Consider the following 17,422-nt stretch of genomic DNA (forward strand, 5'->3'; position numbering starts at 1 on the left):
CTACTTTGTCTGTAACTTTGAGATTTGGGGACGAGTGAGGACGTTTACTCTGGCTGACTAATCCATCCTTACCAAACTCTTGATAGCGTTGCCACCATTTGCGGAGAGTAGGTCTAGTAATACCACATCTTCGGCAAACTAGACCTGCATTCTTAGTCTTTTTAAGTAACTCGATCCACACTAATCGTTGCTGAATGTCATCGTTCATAATACGTAAGTATAGTGAAAGGATGTCTATGAATCACACAGTTTATTCTGTGAGAATGATAACCTAGTCTGCTAGCCAGTTGTCGATTGCTTGGCGTTTCTGCTTCTTGAGATCATCCCTTAGCTTGTCGGAAATGTCGTCTCTTGGATCTAACTTATCTTTTGTCTTGTTCAACTTTTTTGCGGCATTATCTTCGATTTTCTGTAAACGCTTTTCGGCGTAGTGTCCCTCTTTAACAGAGTTGATGTTGGCCTGAGCCTTATCGAGTTTTTGCTTAGTTTTTTTTACCTGCTTGTTGTACTGCTTTTCTGCTTTATTGATATCCCTATTCAGGCGCACAGCGTCTTTGAGTACATTTTTAGCATAGATTGGTGTGGATAGGGTTAACAAAAGGGCAGTAATTAGAATCAATAATTTGTACATAGTGTTGTTAGGGGTGATCAATAAGGCCGAGCATTATCAAGGCTGCTAAGCGGCGAATAAATGTGGCTTTGCTCATAGTGGTTATTAGCAGGCCAAATAGAACTTTACTGAAATCGTATTTTGTAGTGAATCTCTTGGTTTGTCGTGATGGCTTAAGCCATTGAAAAATTAAATTTTAGTTCCGCACTTTTTTTAAGGTAGTATGTTGCAAAATTGTTTTAAAATGTTTGCCAGCTATGGAGAGCTATTTGTGCGTTCAATGTTTAATTGGCTTGTGAGCCACCCTGTAGCCTTAATGATCACTGCCGTTGGCTTATGGATGCTGTATCCGCCTCTGGTCAATTATTTAGTTGACTTAACAAATGTCTATTATGTTGCAGCGGTTGCACATTCATTTGCTGCATTAGGCATGATTTTGTGCGTTATCACCCTCTTTATTGGGCGTGAAAAAATCCCCTTTTCTAGCATACTAACCAGAGATTCTCTCAAGCGAGTTTCATCACCAACCTTATTTTCTGGCATTTTAATCTGTGCCAACCATCTTCTGCTTTACGCTGCGTTAAGTGTGTCTGATGACTTTGATGTTATTGCGATTTTGGTTTTTGAGACTTGGCCGATTCTTTTCTTTTACATCGATAGCATATTAAGGCGTAGTAAACGCAAAACGACCATCAGTGATTATGTATTCTCAGGTGCTGCGTTTGCGGGCTTTCTGGTACTGACGGCGCCAAATGTCGATATCGCGGACTGGCTTTTGCTTGATAGCCCTATGTTGCACAGCATGGGATTAGCTGGACTCGGTGGGTTGGCCATGGCGATTAACTGCTATTTTCGTATGAGATGTATGGATGCTTGGAGTGATGTATCTGAACGACAAAAATTAAATTTGAGCAGTTTTAAACGTGGCCTGTTAACCGAAACTGGTGTTAGAACGATAGCGGCTCCCTTGCTTATTGGTGCATTGTTTTTCTCTGGGCAGGAGATCCCAGCGACTGATCCTATCAACATATTATTACTTATGTTTGTTGGTGTAGTGATTTTAGCCTTAGGTAGTTTGCTTTACGACTTGTCAGTGTTTAGTGCTGACAATGCTTCAATTAGTGCCTTATGGTATTTAATGCCAGTGGGAGCAGTGCTCATATTGGCGATAATGCAAGGCAGAATGCTTAACCAGTATGAAGCCGTTGCGTCAGTTCTAATTGTTTCATCTAACATATTTTTAGGACTTCGTTACCCGCTCAAATCATCGCTGTTGGTGCTATTTGTCTCTGTTTGTAGTATCGGTATTTGGATCTTGTTTGCGCCAGTTGCCGCCATCGAAAGTTATTATGATTTGCTTGCCGTTTCGACTGTATTTTTTGTTTTACTCGCGACCTTTGCCTTAGATAGAACGACTGCGTTAAATCGAGACAGGGAGAGCCATTTAGGTGAGTTTAGCGAGCAGGTCTTTGGTGTATTAGAGTTACATGACAAAGGTGATGTGACACCAGAGACTCAAGCATACATCAGTAAAATTAAGCAGTATGTTCAGTGGAACCTTCATAGTTTTTTACGCGCCTTTTCTAGCTTTAAAGAGCTTGCAGATAATCAACAGCAAGTTGAAACCCTCAAGTATTCACTTTTGCCCTATTTAAAAGATGACGAAGCGAAAAGGGACCGTTTATTAGAGTTGTTTAAAGTCGGCGATAAGCTGATGACCATGGAGAGTGATAGGATCCCGCCGGAAGAGTTTGTTATCTTAATTTTACTAGGCGCAACCAATGTCTTTTTCTCTTTAGTTTTTCGGCCTGAAACGTTATCTGCGGCTTTATTTGCTTTGATTGTAGGTGCTTCGGTGATCTATCTACTCTTGATTATTTTCGAGCGTGATAGGTATGCGCAAATCCGCCATGATCACGCATTGGTTTGTGATAACTTGATGAGCTATTTAAAAGCTAGACCGGCGGAGTCTCTGCAAGACGCTGAGTGCGATCCCACTGCAGAGCAAATTGACGTGGCGATTAAGACTAAGTCGATAGGTGTGCATACCCGTGGCAGGGCATATTGGGTATTTAGTATTTTTGCTTTGTTGTTTGCAGGTTTTGGCTATGGCTTTTTATATGAGTCTTTACAGGAGCAGCGCTCTTTTGAAAGTTCGCCGCTGCTCTCGACTCGCACTGCTCATGAAACGGAGATTAACATCGCTTTGCTCGATTGGCCAAGTGCGCAGATAAAAGGGCATATTTTAGCTGCGATAATTAATCAGCATACTGAGTTAAATGCATCGATGTTGTCATTATCCAATGAGCAGGTTTTCCGTGAGATGGATGATGACGAAGGTAGTGTGGATATTCACCCAGATCTTTGGATTGAAAATAATCCAGAGTTGATCCGCCGTTATGTAAAAGCGTTTGGTAGCGTGACGTTAGGAGAACAGTTAGTAAAGGGCTCCCAAGGATTATGTTATACCGACGTAGGCATTAATAAAGGTAAGTCTTTCTCGTTTACAGACCTGACTAAGCAAGCTATCGCACAGCGATTTGATTTAACTGGTGATGGTCGAGGCGATATCTGGATTGGCGCCGATGGTTGGTCTTCGGTTGATATAGAGAGACGTCGATTATCTGCTTATGGCTTAGATCCCTACTATAACTATCATGTATTCGACCCAGATGTATTGAATATGCTTATAGAGCGAAATAACCTCAGTCAGGTTCCGAGCTTATTTTTCTGCTATTACCCCGATGCTCTCTTTATGAACGAGCATGTGCATTTCTTAAATGAAACACCGCATAACCCTAGTCGCTGGGCAGAAATCGTCAGAGGGCGGAGCCATGATGTACCATCGGCGGGTACTTCTTGGCCAAAGACCGACATTCGTGTTGCCTATCGAACTAGCCTTGAAAATAAATCCCCAGAGTTGGTGACCTTGTTGAAACAGTTCCATATTAGCAATCGTGAGTCGGTGGCGATGATGGCAAAGTTGCAACAGGGACAATCACCTGAGCAGATCGCAGCTCAATGGATTGCGTCGCATCAGAATACCATTTTAGAGTGGTTGACGGGATTTAATTTGTCAGCAAGGGATGGACGAGAGGAGACTAACTCAGTGATTACAGCTCAATGAACTGCGACAGTCGGTGTGGTTAAGGTAAGTGTATGGTATTGATTTATAGGTTAATATTGGTGTGTTGCAGCTTGATTGTCTTAAAAATAAACAAAGGATTGTGAATCATGAAAATATTATTACTGTTTGTAGTCGTATTATTGGCGACTCCTCAAATTAGCGAGGCAAAGACAAGAAACGTCTATGGTGAAGTGGTCGTTACTGATGTTGAAGCAAATAGTGCAACGCACTGGCAACGAGAACGGCAAGAGCAACCTGTTTATCCTATTGAGCTAGCGCGTGGTGGAGTACAGGGATGTAGTATCGTTTCTTTTGATATTTCAGCAGGTGGCGATACTGAAAATGTCGAAGTGATTAGCTCTGTACCGAACAAGCATTTGGGTAAATACACTAAAAAAATAGTCAAGAAATGGAATTGGCAATCAGTAAATGATGAGGTTATCACGAGTTTAGAGAAACGTACTTTCAGAATTGATTATTGCTTAGGTGGTGAGTCCGCTGCAGCCACAGCTGCGCAGTGCAAAGCTCAAGTTCTGCTCAATTGCAGCTAATATAGTTAACAGCTGAAGCCAGCTATTCAAATGAATAACTGGCTAACAGTGGCGTTTTTAGGTTATTTCAATGTTAAAGCCTGATAGGTTTGACTTAAGCTAGCCATCTCAACTGAAGGCACGATAACCTTGTTCTCGAGCAGTAGATCTGCAACGCTTTGATCGAATGAGCGGTAATGCAGCTTGGTTTCTATACTGTATTCACTCACGCCCTTTGGTAGGCTAAATGGATACGCAACCGTTTTAGACCCTTTTGCTGGAATTGTATTTTGCACCTCGAAGCTGGCAACTTTCCAAGGCTTATGTTCAGGCTTTCCGTGAATGTCGACTGACTTATCTTGGAAGATAATAGTGCCTTCTGGCAGTGCATTTTCAGCAGTTAATGAGCCAGAACGCAAGATCTCTTTGCCAGTATTATCACGAATAATCACTTCTAACCAGATTTGGCGGATGAAGGTTAAGCTCGTTGGCAAATCGTGACCTGCACGGCGGTTATGTACTGTCACCTCAAGTACCGGTGCTGCACTTGTTCCCGATACTTTTGCGTCTAATGCGGCAGCTGTTTTTAGGCGTTTTACGGCTTCTTTTGCATGAGCCTCACCATTTTCAACACCCAGTAATGGAGCTATCACCGCATTGCCGCCCACAAAACCATGATCATGTACAAGAGTACGTGCAGGGCCACCTCGTGCCGCTTTTCCTTCTAAGCGATGATTTGTAAGCTTTTTAGCAGGAAGCATCTCGTCCGCTACGCGCATGGCGGTTTCTACCGGTACCATATGACAATCTTGGCACTGAATATCCGCAGCCGCATAAGCCGATTTTTTCCACTCGTCATAGGTATGCTCGAGGGCGAAGTTGTCGTGCACAGGGTTAAAGACGTTATGACAGTTTGCACAGAACTCTGACTTAGTGTGTAGCTCAGAATACTCGGCCTTGTGGCCACGGGGCTTAGCGTCATCAAATGGACCGCGCTTAACTTTGTCATTGGCAATTACCAGCGAGGCATTGCCATGTTCACCCATAGCGGTGTGCTTAGCGTTCGTATCGACGACGCTATGGCAAACTTCACAAGATACGCCTTGGTTAGCAATTGCTTGAGTGGTAAAACCACCAAACTTACCTGATTCTGATTTAAACTCAACGGTTTGAGTCACAGTGCCGAGTACGGTATGGCAGCCACCACATAGGTTTTTGGCCGCGCCATTCGTTTCTTTTTCACCCATTGCCCATTCAGCTTGGAACACAGGATCAATAAAGGCTATAGAGTGCATAGAGCCTTGCCAGCCGTTCCATTGACGAGGGTGGCAGCCTTTACAGCTTTTTGCATCCCGCCATTGTTTTAACTCGGGTTGCTTATCGCCTTCCATAGTTAAATAGGAAGGAGCAAACGCCATCTCTTTTTCGGCATGTGCTAGCAAAGGCATTGCGCCAATTAATACTAATGCTAGATATGTCTTTTTCATTGTTCGTTATTATCCAATAAACATAATCATTTGTTTGCTCAAGTAAGTTCGAATGAATCTTGGCTTGAGCTTGGTGTTGCCCATTTAACGGCTCGCGGATTCTAAAAGATTTAGCGCTACGGTTCTGTAAGCTATGGCACATAAAGTTGTTGAATTTGTTTGCTTTTGCTGCGTTTGTTCAAGAATTTATTCGAAAGTCTGCCCAAGGCGTTAAAGGGAACTCACGGAATAAAGTAGGCATTTGATATACGGCTTAGTGAGACATTTAGGGTAATAAAATGACAATTGGATTGGCTTAGTTTGTCGTAGTTCTTTGCAAAGACGCTAAACAGGCGGGGTCGATAAATTGCTAAAAACCGGATTAAAATCACCTTTAGTCGGTAAACTCAAGTATCATATGCCTATGAACGATGAAAATATCACTGACGTTAAACTGGTTGACTTGCATAGCCATACGACCGCATCAGATGGTCAATTGACCCCGTCACAACTGATTGAGCGCGCAATAAGCAAAGGCGTGCAGATGTTTGCTATTACCGACCATGACACCACCGATGGCTTAAAAGAGGCACATGAGTTTAATCAAGCCCATGAAACACCGCTTGAGTTGATTAACGGCGTTGAGATCTCTACTCGTTGGAACAATTTCGATATTCATATCGTAGCGCTTAATCTTGATATCAATAATGTCGAATTGGCCGCATTTTTAGTGAATCAACGTGAGTTACGATCGAGTCGAGCCAAACAGATTGGCGAGCGACTCGCGAAGGCGGGTATTGAAGGCGCCTATGAAGGAGCTAAAGGCTTTGCCGCCGGTGCCGCCATTAGTCGAGGACACTATGCACGTTGGTTAGCCGAACAAGGCTACGCAACCACTACGGCCAATGTGTTTAAGAAATATCTAGCTCGGGGCAAGACGGGTTATGTTCCTAACAATTGGGGAGATATGGCCAGCGCCATTGAGGTTATCCATCAAGCGGGTGGGGTTGCTGTATTAGCGCATCCTAGCGGTTATAAACTCTCTGCCAAGTGGCTCAAACGCTTGGTTCGTGAGTTTAAAGAGGCTGGTGGCGATGCGATGGAAGTGGTTCTTGGTCAGCAGACTATCGACGATCGGAATAATCTGATCGCCTTAAGTATTAATAATGGGCTGACATGCTCGCTAGGTAGCGATTTTCATTTCCCGAGTAGTTGGATTGAGATCGGTAAAAATATGTTCCAACCCCAAGGAGTGGATTGGGTTTGGCAGTCAGATAAATGGAAGGTAGTACAATGAGTCAGTTCTTTTATGTGCATGAGGAAAATCCTCAAACACGTTTAATTAGCCAAGCCGTAAATGTGATAAAAAGTGGTGGTGTGATTGTTTATCCGACCGATTCTGGCTATGCATTAGGTTGCTTAATTGGTGATAAAGATGCCATGAGCAAAATTGCGCGCATTAGACAGATAGACAATGATCATAACTTCTCACTCATGTGCCGTGATCAATCAGAGCTGGCGACCTATGCGCGTGTCGATAATCAAGCCTATCGTTTGCTTAAACAAAATACGCCCGGTGCTTATACTTTTATTTTTAAAGCTTCTAAAGAGGTGCCAAAGCGCCTACAGAACCCTAAGAAGAAGACTATTGGTATTCGTGTGCCTGACAATGTGATAGCACTTGCGCTGCTTGAAGCCTTAGGTGAGCCTTTGATGTCAACCAGTTTGATTTTGCCGGGTCAAGAGTTCACTGAATCGGATCCTGAGCATATTCGAGACATCTTAGAGCATCAAGTCGACTTGATTATTCACGGAGGTTATTTGGGTGAGAAGCCAACCACTGTGATTGACTTGTCAGATGGTGATATTGAAGTTATCCGTGAAGGTGCCGGTGACGTAACACCATTCCTCTAAGGGCTAGGCTACGCAAGTAGCGCTGAAAAGCGTTGCTTGAGGTAGATTGGGTATACAGGTATAATCGCGCGTTTGCGAAAATAGAGGGATTACGGATGGAGGGCGTTCAGCAAAAATTGCCTTTAGCCGTTGTTCGCGGCGAGCCGTTTAAGGTGATGCCGAAAGACCTTTTTATTCCTCCAGAAGCATTGGAGGTTTTTCTCGAGTCTTTTGAGGGGCCGTTAGATCTTCTCCTTTATTTAATCCGCAAACAAAAACTTGATGTTGTTGATTTACCGATATTTTCAGTAACTCAACAATACCTCGAATATGTGAATCTGCTACAGGGAGCAAGAGTTGAACTAGCGGCAGATTATCTCGTGATGGCAGCCACTCTCGCCGAGATTAAGTCTCGACTTTTACTGCCAAGACCCGAGGTTGAGCATGAAGATGAAGAGGATCCACGGGCACAACTGATCCGTCAGTTGAAAGCTTATGAGGTGATTAAAGAGGCGCAGGAAAAGTTGGATGAGTTGCCTAGGATGGAACGTGATCTGTTTCAGGCCAAAGCGATTCCAGCTGACAATATTAAGCCTGAACTATTGCCTCCGGAGGTCTCGCTAACTGAGATTGCTAGAGCATTTTCATCAGTATTAAAGCGTATCGAAGCCACCGAAAGTCACCATGTGGTACGTGAAGTGTTATCGACTCGCGAACGTATGGCGCAGATTTTAGCCAAACTCAATGCCGAGACCTATTTACCATTTGAAGCCCTGTTTGATTTTGAAGAGGGACGAAGTGGGGTGGTAGTGAGCTTCTTGGCCTTGATGGAGTTAGTCAAGGAACTGCTGGTTGAGCTTGTACAAGCTGAGCCGTTTTCAACGATACATGTTAGGGCGTACTGATTGTCTCAGATAAATCCAGACCAGCTTAAACAGTTAATTGAGGCTAGCCTTTTTGTGTTGGCCAAACCTATGACGATAAAAGCATTAAAAGAGACGGTATTGTCTAATTTTAATGTGTCTCGGGCTAAAATTAAGGCATGTATTGAAGAGTTACAGCTCGATTATGAAAATCGAGGTGTACAATTAGTAAAGGTTGCGGGAGGGTATCGATTTCAGACATTGGCTGAGTTGAGCCCTTTTTTACAACCGCTATGGCAGGAGAAAGCACCGAAATATTCGCGTGCAACCTTAGAAACCCTGGCGGTGATTGCCTACCGTCAACCCGTCACCCGAGGTGACATAGAGTTTGTTCGTGGGGTTGCGATTAGCAGCCACATTATCAAAAGTTTAAACGATAGAAATTGGATAAAAGTGGTAGGTCATAAAGAGGTTCCGGGTAGACCGGCACTTTATGCGACCACAAATGAGTTTCTAGCTTATTTTGGCATCGATAGCATTGCGGACCTTCCGCCACTGTCGGATGCCAAATCATTGGACGCGTTGTTCCGTGTTGAGAGCGACGTGACCGAAAAAACAGAAGAGTCTACTAATGAGTGAAAAATTGCAGAAAGTCTTGGCCCGTGCAGGCCATGGCTCCCGTCGTGAGATGGAGGCATGGATTGCTGCAGGCCGAGTTAGTGTTGACGGTGAAATTGCAAGCTTAGGCGATCGCGTCGAGACTGACGCTAAAATTCGTATCGATGGGCGTGCAGTTTCTATTCGTTCTGAAGAAGAAGTGGTTTGTCGAGTGATCGCCTACCATAAGCCAGAAGGTGAGATCTGTAGTCGTAAAGACCCTGAAGGACGCCCAACGGTATTTGACCGTCTACCTAAGACTCGCGATTCACGCTGGGTTGCCGTAGGACGATTGGATATTAACACCTCAGGTCTATTGCTATTCACCTCTGACGGTGAATTAGCAAACCGCTTGATGCACCCATCAAATGAAGTCGAGCGTGAATACGCGGTACGTACGTTTGGTGAAGTGACAGATGGCTGTATCCAACGTTTACGTATGGGGGTAACCCTAGAAGATGGTCCTGCGCACTTTGATAAAGTTAAAGCTGCGGGTGGCGAAGGCATGAACAAATGGTGGCACGTCAGCTTGGCTGAAGGTCGTAACCGTGAAGTGCGCCGTCTATGGGAATCTCAGGAAGTACAAGTAAGCCGCCTTATCCGTATTCGTTACGGTATGATTGAGCTACCTAAATCTCTACCACGCGGTGGTTGGATTGAGCTGCCAATTGAGCAGGTTAACTACCTACGTCAGACTGCGGGTATGGATGAGGAGACTCGTTCTCTTCTTGGTACCGACAAGCACAGTGTTGCTCGTAATAAAGTACGTAGCGCAAAAATCAAGCGCGCCGTGCATAAGCATAAAGTGGCTTCGGGTAGACCAAAGCCATCGCGTCAGCGTAGCTAATTGCTTAACCGCTTATCGATTAAATATCGTCGATGAAAAAATAACTATTAAAAAGGCCGCTAATTGCGGCCTTTTTGTTTTTAACTGCTCGTTTTAACTGTTTATTTTAGTTATTTACTAAACAGTAGTTTACTGAGCGTTCAGCTGTTGCCCATTGACCTCTTTCGAGTCTTCACCCATCAGGTATAGGTAAGTCGCCATGATCTCATCGGGCGCCTTTAGTGTCTGCGGGTTTTCAGCTGGATAAGCATTGGCACGCATCCCGGTGCGGGTTGCACCAGGGTTGATGCTATTCACACGTACATTGGTTTGTGCGTACTCATCGGCTAGAGATTGCATCATGCCTTCGGTAGCAAACTTAGAGATAGCGTATTCACCCCAGTACGCGCGGCCTTGGCGACCGACACTGCTAGATGTAAACAGTAAAGAGGCGCTTGGTGACTTACGCATCACTGGCAGTAATGCCTTGGTTAGCATGATCTCGGCAATTACGTTAACTTGCATCACCTCTTCGACAGTGCTCATCGTCATATGTTCAAACGGACCTAATACACCTAATACGCTGGCGTTATGTAATAGACCGTCTAACTGACCAAACTGCTCTTCAATGGTGTCGGCCATATCTTTATAGTTCTGCTCTGTCGCACCTTTAAGGTCAAGAGGGACTATCGCAGGAGTAGGGTAACCAGCCTGTTCGATCTGGTCATAGACGGCTTCGAGTTTTTTTACTGTTTTGCCTAATAAGATAACTGTCGCACCATGTTTTGCAAAAGCGATTGCCGCGGCCTTACCTATGCCGTCTCCTGCGCCAGTGACTAAAATGGTCTTGTCTTTTAATAGATCTTTTGCTGCTTGATATTCCAACATGAGTTAATACTTCCTCAGAGCGCAAACGCCCGTCACTTCTAGAGTCGCTGATATGATAAACAGCTGTTTTAAACAAACGATTAATCTTTGCTCGCTCAATTAATGACTGAATGTGACAAAATTGTAGCTAAGTCAATAATTTTACGTTAACTTGAACTCAGTTAAGGACTAACAATAAGTCCTCTTGGTCATACTTTGCTGACTATTGTGACCAATTTCTAAGTGAAAACAAAATTATTACAACAAGATTTGGGGAAAAAAGATGAAAAAACTCTTTTTGGGCGTAGCAATCACCTCTGCGTTGGGGTTAACTGCTTGTAGCGAAGACAGTTATAACGAATTAGTGGACAAAACTGAGCCATTGGTTCCTCAATCAGTTATCGTTTTTGATCCAGGGAATGGCGATTTGCCGCTACCGAATGATATTCTCTTTAGTGGTACCACTGACGGTACGATTAATATTCCTCAAAGTGAAGACCCTACTGCGCCAAGCGAAGCGAATGGTGACTACACGGATCCGACAATCGCACTTGGGGCGTTAGATGGCTGGTCGACTACGGCACCAATTTCTATCGATGTGGCACCCGCTACCGATAACGATGGCGTTGAACTGACATTAAGCAAAGCATCGGTTGAACAGCCTGGCGCCGTGAAGATGTTTGAGGCCACTGTAGGTGGCGGCTTATCATCGGATCCTGAGTGTAAAGCTGCTCCAGATATTACAGCCTGTAAGGTTGGCGCTGAGCTGCAGTTTGGTGTGGATTTCGTGACGACCACATCCGGAAACAGCATCGTGATTGTTCCATTAAAGCCACTTAAGGCCAATCAGTCCTATATCTATGCCACCACTGATTTGATTCAAGACTCTGCTGGTCGCTCAATTGCCCCCTCTTCAACTTATGGCTTATTAAAGCTTGATATCGAAACTAAGCCACTTGAAACACCCGAGCAGTTAGCGCTGCAAGCGGCAGTAAATAGCTATGAGAAAGGCTTGGCCGGAGCGGGGGTCGATACTGATTCACTTAGCTATTCAGGCTTGTTCACGACTCAGTCTGTTGCCGATGTCTACGAAGTCTCTAAACTCTTGATTGCTGGCCAACCTGGTTATATGCCTGAATTCGTACAAATGCCTACCGATAGTGGCTATACACTGGCTCAAGCGCTGATGATGCCTGAAGGGCATCCAGCTTACGAAGGGGCAAGTAAGGTCAATGTTTGGTCTGCTGCGATAAAGTTACCCGTTTACGGTGATTGTTCATCAGTAGCTTGCTTAGATGATGCGGGTAACCCAACCATTAATGGGATCTGGTCTGCGGCTTATGACAGTCCTGTTTCTGTGTTAACAGCGCTTGAAAGCGGCACCTTGAGTCAAGAAAACTATTTCACTCAGGCCATTGCAAATGGAATTGAGGATCCGATTGCCGCGCTGAGCGATCCGGCTCAACTTGCGGGTAAACACTGGATGTTAGATGATGGTACTGCAGCCGATAAGGCGAGACACTTAACTAAATTCAACCCTGTTCCAGAGATCAGAAATTACGAAATAGTACCTGTTCAAATGACGGTACCTAACTTTGCCCCTGCACCTGCAGCAGGCTGGCCAGTTACTATTGCCATGCATGGTCTAGGTGGTGGTAAAGAGATGGCGTTCGCCTATGCTGGCACCTATGGTGAGCTTGGCGTGGCGACAATCGCTATCGATATGCCACTTCACGGTGCGCGCTCGTTTGGTAAAGACTTGCTTGTACCTGGAGCCTATACTGTTTCGGCAACAGATCCTGCTTATGGTGACGTTATTGGCGATGATGTCCTATTCTCACTGGGCGATCCATTAGCCTTTATTAATATTGGCAGTACGTTAACCGTACGTGATAACTTCCGTCAGGCAACATTCGATCACCTAGCACTTCGCGCCGCGTTTACCGGTTATGCTGGCAAGCTAATGGAGCTGGGGGCGCCTCAACTGTTTGACGTAAACCAAGTCAGTGCTCAAGGCTTAAGCTTAGGGGCAATTGTGGGGACTAACTTTGCCACTTATGCCAGCACAGGGCTTACACACCCATCTGGAGCAGACTTAAGCCATGTCTATAAACTTAATGCTACCTCTCTGGTTGCACCATCGGGTGGTTTTGCGGGTACCTTTATTGGCTCGGCGACTTTTGGCCCTATGCTGTTTGAGAACATAGTGGTTACAGAAGCCTTTATGGCACTTGTGGAAGAGGCTAATGAAGAGCACGGCTTCTTACCGGGTACGCCGGAGTATGATGCATTAGTTAAGTCAGTATATGATGCATTCCTACCGACCTTTGCTTTTGCGGTTCAAACGGCAGTCGATAGCGCCGACCCGGTTAACCATGCGGCTATGCTTAAAGCTACAGGTCTTCCACTGCATCTTATCGAGGTTGTGGGTGATGGTGCGAACAGCCTTCCTGATCAGGTGCTACCAAATCGGGTTCCTGGATATCCAACTGCGGGTACCGAACCTTTGATTGAAAACCTAGGGCTAGCTTGTGTTGATAGCACCACTGTTGGCTCTGGAGCGGTTCGCTTCTCTAAGGGGCACCATAGCTCGCTTATCGATCCATCACCTGTTGAGGGTGTGACAGATGGATTTGAAGATGTTGCAACGGTAGAGATGCAAACTCAGGCTGCTTTCTTCTCATACAGTGCAGGTCTTCCTGAGGTAGATAGCCCGACTATCTTCCTAGGCCTAGTGACCGGAGAGGCTGCAGAATATGTAGTCGCTCCATGCGCTCAATAAAGTCTAAAACTGTTTAAAAAAAGACCCAGCGAAAGCTGGGTTTTTTATTGGCGTGTTTTATTGGCTAATAGGCTGCTAGAATAGCCGCCAAATAGAAGAGACAGATGGTCTAGCTGGAGAATATTTTGGAATTCCTGTACGAATACGGTTTGTTTTTGGCCAAAGCGGTGACTATCGTCGTTGCGATTATTGCGGTAGTGATTGTTGTGCTTGCGTCTTCGATGAAGCAAAAGGCTGAAAAGGGTGAACTTAAGCTAACTAATCTAAGTGATAACCTAAAGTCATTGAAGCATGACTTGAAGGAAGAGTTGCTATCTAAAAAAGCCTTTAAGGCTTATGAGAAACAGTTAAAAGCTGATGAGAAGGCCAAAGAGAAAGAGCAAAAAGATAAGGCTGAAGAACTTGAGCCTAAAGTTTTTGTTGTTGATTTTAAAGGCAGTATCGATGCCAACGAAGTGGCATCGCTGCGTGAGGAGATCAGCGCAATCTTGGCTATCGCAGATAAAGGCGATGAGGTCATCGTCAACGTCGAAAGTGGCGGTGGCATGGTACACGGTTATGGCTTGGCTGCGAGTCAATTAGACCGCATAAGACAGGCTGAGATCCCACTGAGCATCTGTGTCGACAAAGTCGCAGCCAGTGGCGGCTATATGATGGCCTGTGTGGCGAATAAAGTTTATTCAGCTCCTTTTGCTATCGTAGGTTCAATCGGCGTTGTGGCTCAGGTGCCTAACTTTAATCGTTTATTGAAAAAGCATGATATCGATTATGAGCAGCACACCGCAGGAGATTTCAAACGCACGCTAACTATCTTCGGTGAGAATACCGATGAAGGGCGAGTGAAGTTCCAAAAAGAGCTGGAAGAGACCCATGTACTCTTTAAAGAGTTTATCGCCAAGTATAGACCTGAGTTAGATATTGCCAAAGTGGCAACGGGTGAGCATTGGTACGGCCAACAAGCGATTGAGCTAGGGCTTGTTGATGAAATTGCAACCAGCGATGATGTGGTCATGAAGCTTGCTAATGAGCGCACCGTGATTAAAGTGCAATATCAGCTGAAGAAGAAGCTTTCAGATAAGATTGCTCATGGTGCTTCGCTGTCATTTAACGCAATCTTCAATAAGTTTGCCGAGAAGAATCAGCCACTCAAATAATTGAGACTCGGTTTTATCAAGTGTAAAAACCTGCTTAGTGCAGGTTTTTTTATGCCTAAATGTTAGTGTCTAAACGTTAGTGTCTAAACGTTAGTGGCTAAATTAACTATGTCACTAGACTAGAGGCATGACTAGTTATTGGACAAAAGCCAGCTGTTTTTTGTCCTTGTTTCGTTTCCTGTTAGACAGTAGTACTCAACTTCAATTTCATTGGCTGAACAGACAATACTGATGCTTCCCGAAGACTTTCCAATGAACCATAAGGCTCAAAACCATAAGCTTTATATAATTTTATAGCTGGTATATTTATCGTTGTTACTGCTAAAGAAACATAATCTAAATTGAGTTCTGTTGACCATATTATTATCTTTTTTAAGCAATAAACTCCCAACTCCTTGACCACGAACATCGGGAGAAACCCACATTTGATAGATGTGAGCAGTTTTATCTTGGGGGCTATGAACCAATCCCCAAGCTAAGCCAACAGCAACACCATTTAGCTCCGCAATAAGTGGAAGTGCACGTTTATCACTATTATCTAGATTAAGGCGAGCAATCCACTCATCACTTGAAAACAGAAACTCTTGTTCATAACTACTACCAAAAGAGTTGGGAGACTCTTGAAGAGAAAGAAGACGAAGTTCTCTATACGTAGACCAATCATCTTTATTTAAGACTCTAATATTCAACTTACTCACTAAGCTATCCTTTGCTGCCTAACGCCCAATTAAGTAGTGAGCAACGCAAAACCTAAGCCGCAGACCACCTTAATCAATAAAATTAACGCATAGTAAAAGTGTCACACGTTGCGAATCCCCCTAGAGCAATTTGTTATATGCGTAGCTCAAGGGGTTTCAGAATTTAAAGATTGATTAACCAATAACTTTGAAGCTGATAAAACACAAATTTTTTTCTGTCGGATATATCTTTCGCAAAATCCATTTGAGCATAAAAACAAATGGGAGGTTTTCTGCTTTTGCGTGCTTTCTGTTGAGCTTTTCAAACTCCACATGCTCAACACCAACTATTTCTAGCTTACAGATTTTCCGGTCATCTTCGTGAGTAAAAGCTTCAACGACCAGCCCCGGGTAATAATGGCTTTCAGATTTACCCCTAATCGTTACAGTCTTTTTACCTGAGAGGATTTGCCGCTCTAGTCTTTTGAAAAATGTAATTTTATCCACTGTTTTACACCAACTTCCTTACAGGTTCTTCCAAGCATATAACGCCCTGCTAATAAGTGAACTAAGCGCAGGTAGGTGATTAGCACAGCAAATGGCATGACAGCCTTGAGTGAGTTTTGATTTATAAGCTTGTTAGCCATCTCTGACTATTCCAGAGATATTAAGTAATGAAGAACCAAATAGCCCCAAATACCAACCAACTAATAACCAGTATTCGTAATATCACTGTGTGAGTGGTACTAAATTTAAAACTGAATGATATATGATTTAATAACAACATTATTGGTACTATTAGAATATCATAATTGCCATACCTGTACGGATTCGAAGAATCAAGGCTTATACTTAACGTCCAAAAAAGGAGTGATAATAGAATAGTGAGAAAGCCAAATTTATATATTTTACTTTCTGCAATCAGTCCTTTAGGTTTTTCCGTAAAAATAGCGATTAGTTTCTTCAACTCTTCGTCCCTCTAGATTCAATTTTAAATGGAAATTAATACGAATTCACAATAGTGGCTAACATTTTAATATGACGCTCGCACGTTTGGTCGATAGTTGTTGGAAAAATGCGCATTGTCATTATTCAATAAAACTTAAATAATAACAATGCATTAAGTGAAATCGCTGATAACTGTATTCAATACACCTTTGGTAAAAGTGCGTTCGCACACTTTGCTTGCGTGTAATCCCATGATAAATGAGTTCACCAACGACGCCGTGTAGATACGGCTGCGGGCTTAGGTTTTAGGGCCGCTCTAAGACATCCATGTCATCGCGGCATTTGTGAATCCATTCACATCAGATGAAACCGCAGAGCGTATAGGGATACTTTCCGTTATAAAAAAGTACAGCGTCTCGTTGCAGTGTATGCACATAAGGCCGTTTCTTCACATCTAACCCATAGGGATATGGGAAATGTCATTATGATGTAGGGAGCATCATTGACCATGTGATCACGACATTCAGACATCCTGTCCAGCACCCGCTGCAGGCGATTGATAGCTATGAAGCTACCGGTTCGAACATATCAATTGGTCACACCAAACAAAAATGTAACCAGCCTTCATTGCAAGGCTAACTCACCTTGGTGCACTTGGTGAAAGTCTAGCGCTTCGTGGTAAAGTTAGCCTGTAGCTGAATATGTAACCACTTCAGTGGCTGAGAAATTAGGAGCTTACCTGTGAGTAAAGCGAAGCTTTGTGTTTCTCGTGAAAAAGCTTGATTACTTGTGCTTAATAATCTTTCACCATGTCACGGAGGGTCAAGCTACGCATAAAGGTGTCATTATCGCTGAGGGGCATCTAATGCAGGAGCCTATTCACATATGTATAAGTATTGCAGCAAAGTTTTTAGTTTCATAGTTTGTTTGTTACCAATAAGGCCTAGGTTTGTCGAAGGGGTTTAACTTACGCGGTTTGTTTGGTATATTTTATACAATGAGTTCTGTATGATGTAATTTTT

15 protein-coding genes are annotated in these 17,422 nt (G+C 43.8%); 9 read left to right on the forward strand and 6 right to left on the reverse strand.

What is annotated here, in order from left to right; genetic code table 11:
• Both L1D44_RS18720 and L1D44_RS18725 read right to left on the reverse strand, forming a co-directional pair.
• On the reverse strand, positions 1–208 hold a 208-nt coding region (locus L1D44_RS18720; protein ID WP_239890370.1), incomplete at its 3' end, for a helix-turn-helix domain-containing protein.
• Between the two features lie 63 nt (positions 209–271).
• A complete protein-coding gene (locus L1D44_RS18725; protein WP_239892811.1) occupies positions 272–631 on the reverse strand; it encodes a hypothetical protein in 360 nt (119 codons plus the stop codon).
• Between the two features lie 259 nt (positions 632–890).
• Between L1D44_RS18725 and L1D44_RS18730 the strand changes: the two genes are divergently transcribed.
• A complete protein-coding gene (locus tag L1D44_RS18730; protein WP_239892833.1) occupies positions 891–3,737 on the forward strand; it encodes a glycine betaine ABC transporter substrate-binding protein in 2,847 nt (948 codons plus the stop codon).
• 107 nt (positions 3,738–3,844) lie between these two features.
• A complete protein-coding gene (locus L1D44_RS18735; protein ID WP_239892812.1) occupies positions 3,845–4,288 on the forward strand; it encodes an energy transducer TonB in 444 nt (147 codons plus the stop codon).
• 62 nt (positions 4,289–4,350) lie between these two features.
• Here L1D44_RS18735 and L1D44_RS18740 read toward each other — a convergent pair whose 3' ends face one another.
• Positions 4,351–5,754 carry a multiheme c-type cytochrome gene (locus tag L1D44_RS18740; RefSeq protein WP_239892813.1) on the reverse strand — a complete coding sequence of 468 codons (1,404 nt, stop codon included), beginning with the start codon at positions 5,752–5,754 and terminating at the stop codon, positions 4,351–4,353.
• 403 nt (positions 5,755–6,157) lie between these two features.
• Between L1D44_RS18740 and L1D44_RS18745 the strand changes: the two genes are divergently transcribed.
• The 5 genes from L1D44_RS18745 to rluB all read left to right on the forward strand — a co-directional run bounded on the left by L1D44_RS18745 (position 6,158) and on the right by rluB (position 9,993).
• A complete protein-coding gene (locus L1D44_RS18745; protein WP_239892834.1) occupies positions 6,158–7,030 on the forward strand; it encodes a PHP domain-containing protein in 873 nt (290 codons plus the stop codon).
• Entirely contained in the window at positions 7,027–7,647 is a 621-nt protein-coding gene (locus tag L1D44_RS18750; protein ID WP_239892814.1) for an L-threonylcarbamoyladenylate synthase, read from the forward strand. Before L1D44_RS18745 ends, L1D44_RS18750 begins: the two co-directional genes overlap by 4 nt.
• 95 nt (positions 7,648–7,742) lie before the next feature.
• Positions 7,743–8,531, forward strand: coding sequence for a ScpA family protein (locus tag L1D44_RS18755; RefSeq protein ID WP_239892815.1), 789 nt, complete (start codon positions 7,743–7,745; stop codon positions 8,529–8,531).
• Positions 8,532–9,128: an SMC-Scp complex subunit ScpB gene (gene scpB, locus L1D44_RS18760; protein ID WP_239892816.1), complete on the forward strand. Its 597-nt coding sequence runs from the start codon at positions 8,532–8,534 to the stop codon at positions 9,126–9,128.
• The gene (gene rluB, locus L1D44_RS18765; protein WP_202721393.1) at positions 9,121–9,993 is read left to right on the forward strand and encodes a 23S rRNA pseudouridine(2605) synthase RluB; all 873 of its coding nucleotides are present in this window, start codon (positions 9,121–9,123) and stop codon (positions 9,991–9,993) included. The genes scpB and rluB overlap by 8 nt, the downstream gene beginning before the upstream one ends.
• Positions 9,994–10,122: 129 nt before the next feature.
• On the opposite strand, the gene L1D44_RS18770 is transcribed toward rluB, so the two are convergent.
• Entirely contained in the window at positions 10,123–10,860 is a 738-nt protein-coding gene (locus L1D44_RS18770; RefSeq protein ID WP_239892817.1) for a YciK family oxidoreductase, read from the reverse strand.
• Between the two features lie 262 nt (positions 10,861–11,122).
• Here L1D44_RS18770 and L1D44_RS18775 point away from each other — a divergent pair, with 262 nt between their 5' ends.
• Positions 11,123–13,621 (forward strand): VolA/Pla-1 family phospholipase, encoded by a 2,499-nt coding sequence (locus L1D44_RS18775; protein WP_239892818.1) that lies wholly within the window; start codon positions 11,123–11,125, stop codon positions 13,619–13,621.
• Between the two features lie 125 nt (positions 13,622–13,746).
• Entirely contained in the window at positions 13,747–14,775 is a 1,029-nt protein-coding gene (gene sohB / locus L1D44_RS18780) for a protease SohB (protein ID WP_239892819.1), read from the forward strand.
• A gap of 281 nt (positions 14,776–15,056) precedes the next feature.
• Here sohB and L1D44_RS18785 read toward each other — a convergent pair whose 3' ends face one another.
• Together L1D44_RS18785 and yqfB are read right to left on the reverse strand one after the other, a co-directional pair.
• Positions 15,057–15,473: a GNAT family N-acetyltransferase gene (locus L1D44_RS18785; protein ID WP_239892820.1), complete on the reverse strand. Its 417-nt coding sequence runs from the start codon at positions 15,471–15,473 to the stop codon at positions 15,057–15,059.
• 174 nt (positions 15,474–15,647) lie between these two features.
• On the reverse strand, positions 15,648–15,959 hold the full coding sequence (yqfB, locus tag L1D44_RS18790) for a N(4)-acetylcytidine aminohydrolase (protein ID WP_239892821.1): 312 nt from the start codon (positions 15,957–15,959) through the stop codon (positions 15,648–15,650).
• Positions 15,960–17,422: the final 1,463 nt, after the last annotated feature.

The sequence above is a fragment of the Shewanella sp. Isolate13 genome (assembly GCF_022398325.1).
In the GTDB taxonomy this organism is placed as follows: domain Bacteria; phylum Pseudomonadota; class Gammaproteobacteria; order Enterobacterales; family Shewanellaceae; genus Shewanella.

Excerpts from the sequence above, each read along its gene's own strand:
- L1D44_RS18725 (WP_239892811.1), bottom strand. The coding sequence starts at position 631 with ATGTACAAATTATTGATTCTAATTACTGCCCTTTTGTTAACCCTATCC.
- L1D44_RS18730 (WP_239892833.1), top strand. The coding sequence starts at position 891 with ATGTTTAATTGGCTTGTGAGCCACCCTGTAGCCTTAATGATCACTGCC.
- L1D44_RS18735 (WP_239892812.1), top strand. The coding sequence starts at position 3,845 with ATGAAAATATTATTACTGTTTGTAGTCGTATTATTGGCGACTCCTCAA.
- L1D44_RS18740 (WP_239892813.1), bottom strand. The coding sequence starts at position 5,754 with ATGAAAAAGACATATCTAGCATTAGTATTAATTGGCGCAATGCCTTTG.
- L1D44_RS18745 (WP_239892834.1), top strand. The coding sequence starts at position 6,158 with ATGAACGATGAAAATATCACTGACGTTAAACTGGTTGACTTGCATAGC.
- L1D44_RS18750 (WP_239892814.1), top strand. The coding sequence starts at position 7,027 with ATGAGTCAGTTCTTTTATGTGCATGAGGAAAATCCTCAAACACGTTTA.
- L1D44_RS18755 (WP_239892815.1), top strand. The coding sequence starts at position 7,743 with ATGGAGGGCGTTCAGCAAAAATTGCCTTTAGCCGTTGTTCGCGGCGAG.
- rluB (WP_202721393.1), top strand. The coding sequence starts at position 9,121 with ATGAGTGAAAAATTGCAGAAAGTCTTGGCCCGTGCAGGCCATGGCTCC.
- L1D44_RS18770 (WP_239892817.1), bottom strand. The coding sequence starts at position 10,860 with ATGTTGGAATATCAAGCAGCAAAAGATCTATTAAAAGACAAGACCATT.
- L1D44_RS18775 (WP_239892818.1), top strand. The coding sequence starts at position 11,123 with ATGAAAAAACTCTTTTTGGGCGTAGCAATCACCTCTGCGTTGGGGTTA.